At 46.3% G+C, this 2308-nt stretch carries 2 protein-coding genes and 1 pseudogene; 2 read left to right on the top strand and 1 reads right to left on the bottom strand.

Translation table 11 applies throughout. The annotated features are described in order from the left end of the window. Positions 1–612 (bottom strand): annotated as a pseudogene (locus KIV40_RS26190) (methyl-accepting chemotaxis protein); the annotation flags it as partial. A 380-nt stretch (positions 613–992) separates the two neighbouring features. Here KIV40_RS26190 and KIV40_RS26185 point away from each other — a divergent pair. Together KIV40_RS26185 and KIV40_RS26180 are read left to right on the top strand one after the other, a co-directional pair. Beyond that, complete coding sequence (locus KIV40_RS26185; protein ID WP_285352109.1) at positions 993–1949, top strand: MoxR family ATPase; 957 nt, start codon at positions 993–995, stop codon at positions 1947–1949. Positions 1950–1957: 8 nt separating this feature from the next. Next, on the top strand, positions 1958–2308 hold a 351-nt coding region (locus tag KIV40_RS26180; RefSeq protein WP_285352108.1), incomplete at its 3' end, for a DUF58 domain-containing protein.

Raw genomic sequence — 2308 nt, 5'->3', positions numbered from 1 at the left:
TAGAAATACAAAACCGGTATTCTCAATCTTGAAGCTATTCAATAGACTAACCATGTCATCCATTGACTTAGACAGACCTGACATCGCCGTGCCAGCAGGTTGCTGGTAGTTCGCGAACATCTTCACTTCGCCGTTCGCTTCTTGGAACATGCTCACCATGGTCGGTTGACCAGATTGAGTAAAGCCAAAGAACCAACCATCTTGTTGTTGGTTAAGCTGGCGTAGAAAGCCATTTTGGTTCCAGTAGTAAGCCGTTTCTCGGTTTGCCACCGAGGCATCATTGAACTGGTACTGATTACGAACATTATTGAGCTGCTTAACTAGCTTTGCTTCAACTTCAGGATCGCGATAGGTTGATTTAATCGCATCAGCAATGAACTCATTAGAGGCCACTTGTTCAGCTGCAAGTAGCAGTTGCGATACTTCACGGGCGATTTCGCCATTGATGCGCTCGAGTAAGCCCGGAAGCTCGATATCCACCAAACGGTGGCTTAATACGTCTCTAGCTTGGCGCTGAGCCATTGCACCAACGATAACCGTTGACGCGAGTACCGCAAAAGTGATTCCGGCAACCACTTTCTGCTTAATACTCATTGAATTTAAATTGAACATCTCTCTACACCTAAATTGGGCAAGTAAAATTGTGACTCGCTTATTATCGGCCAATTATTCATAAGCTTTAGCGTATGGCAACACTAACACCATAGGCCCCCGTTACGTTTAGGCAAACGTTTGGAACGACAAACCTTGCGAGCAACGTGTGTGTAAATGTCAGTAAAAGACGAAAATGTGATGCGTTCTCCTGCTTAAAAATTATTTATTATTTTGAATATTATCACTGAATTGAAGATAAAATCATCAATCAAATTCAGATCTCTGTTAGTTCTCAGCATTCTGCGGAACTTTTGGCTAGAATTTCTAACCAAGTAGCTAATACACTGTGATTACACAGAAAATTTCAACTTCAATACAAGATACTCCGAGACAACGTCATGCATTCAAACGCCTTCAACACGCTGAAAACTTATCTAGAGGCTCAAATCATTGGACAACAGGAGCTGGTTAAACAGCTGATGGTTGCGCTACTCGCCGATGGTCATATTTTGGTTGAAGGGCCACCGGGGTTGGCAAAAACTCGCGCCGTTAAATCGCTTGCAGACTGCGTTGAAGGTGATTTCCACCGTATTCAATTCACGCCAGACCTATTACCTGCCGACCTAACCGGAACGGATATCTTCCGCCCTGAAACCGGCGACTTTACCTTTCAAGCTGGACCGATTTTTAACTCTTTGATTCTTGCTGATGAGATCAACCGAGCACCAGCAAAAGTACAAGCTGCGATGCTGGAAGCAATGGCAGAGAAACAAGTAACTGCAGGGCGTAAGACTTACCCACTTCCTGAATTGTTTTTGGTCATGGCGACGCAGAACCCGATTGAGCAAGAAGGCACCTACCCGTTGCCAGAGGCACAACTCGACCGTTTTTTACTGCACCTTGATGTCGCTTACCCAGATATGGAAAGTGAACTGGCAATTCTTCGCTTAAATCGAGGCGAGGCACAAGGCCAAGCACTCGAACAGCCAGCCCCAATGCCACAACAAGCCGTATTTGAAGCGAGACAAGAAGTGCTGAACGTGCACATGGCTGAGAGCATTGAGCAGTATATTGTGAGACTGGTTATGGCGACTCGTCAGCCAGAGAAATACAGCCCCCAGCTCGCTCAATGGTTAGAGATGGGTGTTAGTCCTCGTGCCACTATTGCGCTTGACCGCTGTGCGCGCGCTCATGCTTGGTTATCTGGCCGTGACTATGTCACACCTGAAGACGTGCAAACGATGGCCTTCCCAGTGCTGCGCCACCGTTTATTACGTAGCTACCACGCACAAGCTGAAGGTATCACGCCAAATCAGGTGATCACTCATCTTATCTCTCTTGTTGGCAGCGCGTAGTTTTTAGCATGAATCCGCAACTCCCTCGGCACAGTAATGGTGTATTACTCAGCTTAGATGAGCTTTTGCAATATAAAGCTCAAGCAATTCGTTGGCTGCCACCAGCAAAAAGCCTCTGGTCGCAGCTCAACGGTCAACACGAAAGTCGCAGTAAAGGCAGAGGCATGAACTTTTCAGAAGTTCGTCAATACCAAGCTGGCGATGACATTCGCAGTATTGATTGGCGAGTCACTGCCCGCACCGGTAAGCCGCATACTAAGATATTTTCTGAAGAGCGAGAGCAACCCGTCATCCTCTATTTAGATATGTCTAATAGCATGATGTTTGGATCGACTCTGTTGTTAAAGTCGGTTCAGCTT

The organism is Vibrio sp. D173a (assembly GCF_030248475.1).
This window is presented reverse-complemented; position numbering and strand designations above follow the sequence as displayed.

What these genes read in the sequence shown, in the direction of transcription:
- KIV40_RS26185 (WP_285352109.1), top strand. Translation starts at nt 993, where the DNA reads ATGCATTCAAACGCCTTCAACACGCTGAAAACTTATCTAGAGGCTCAA.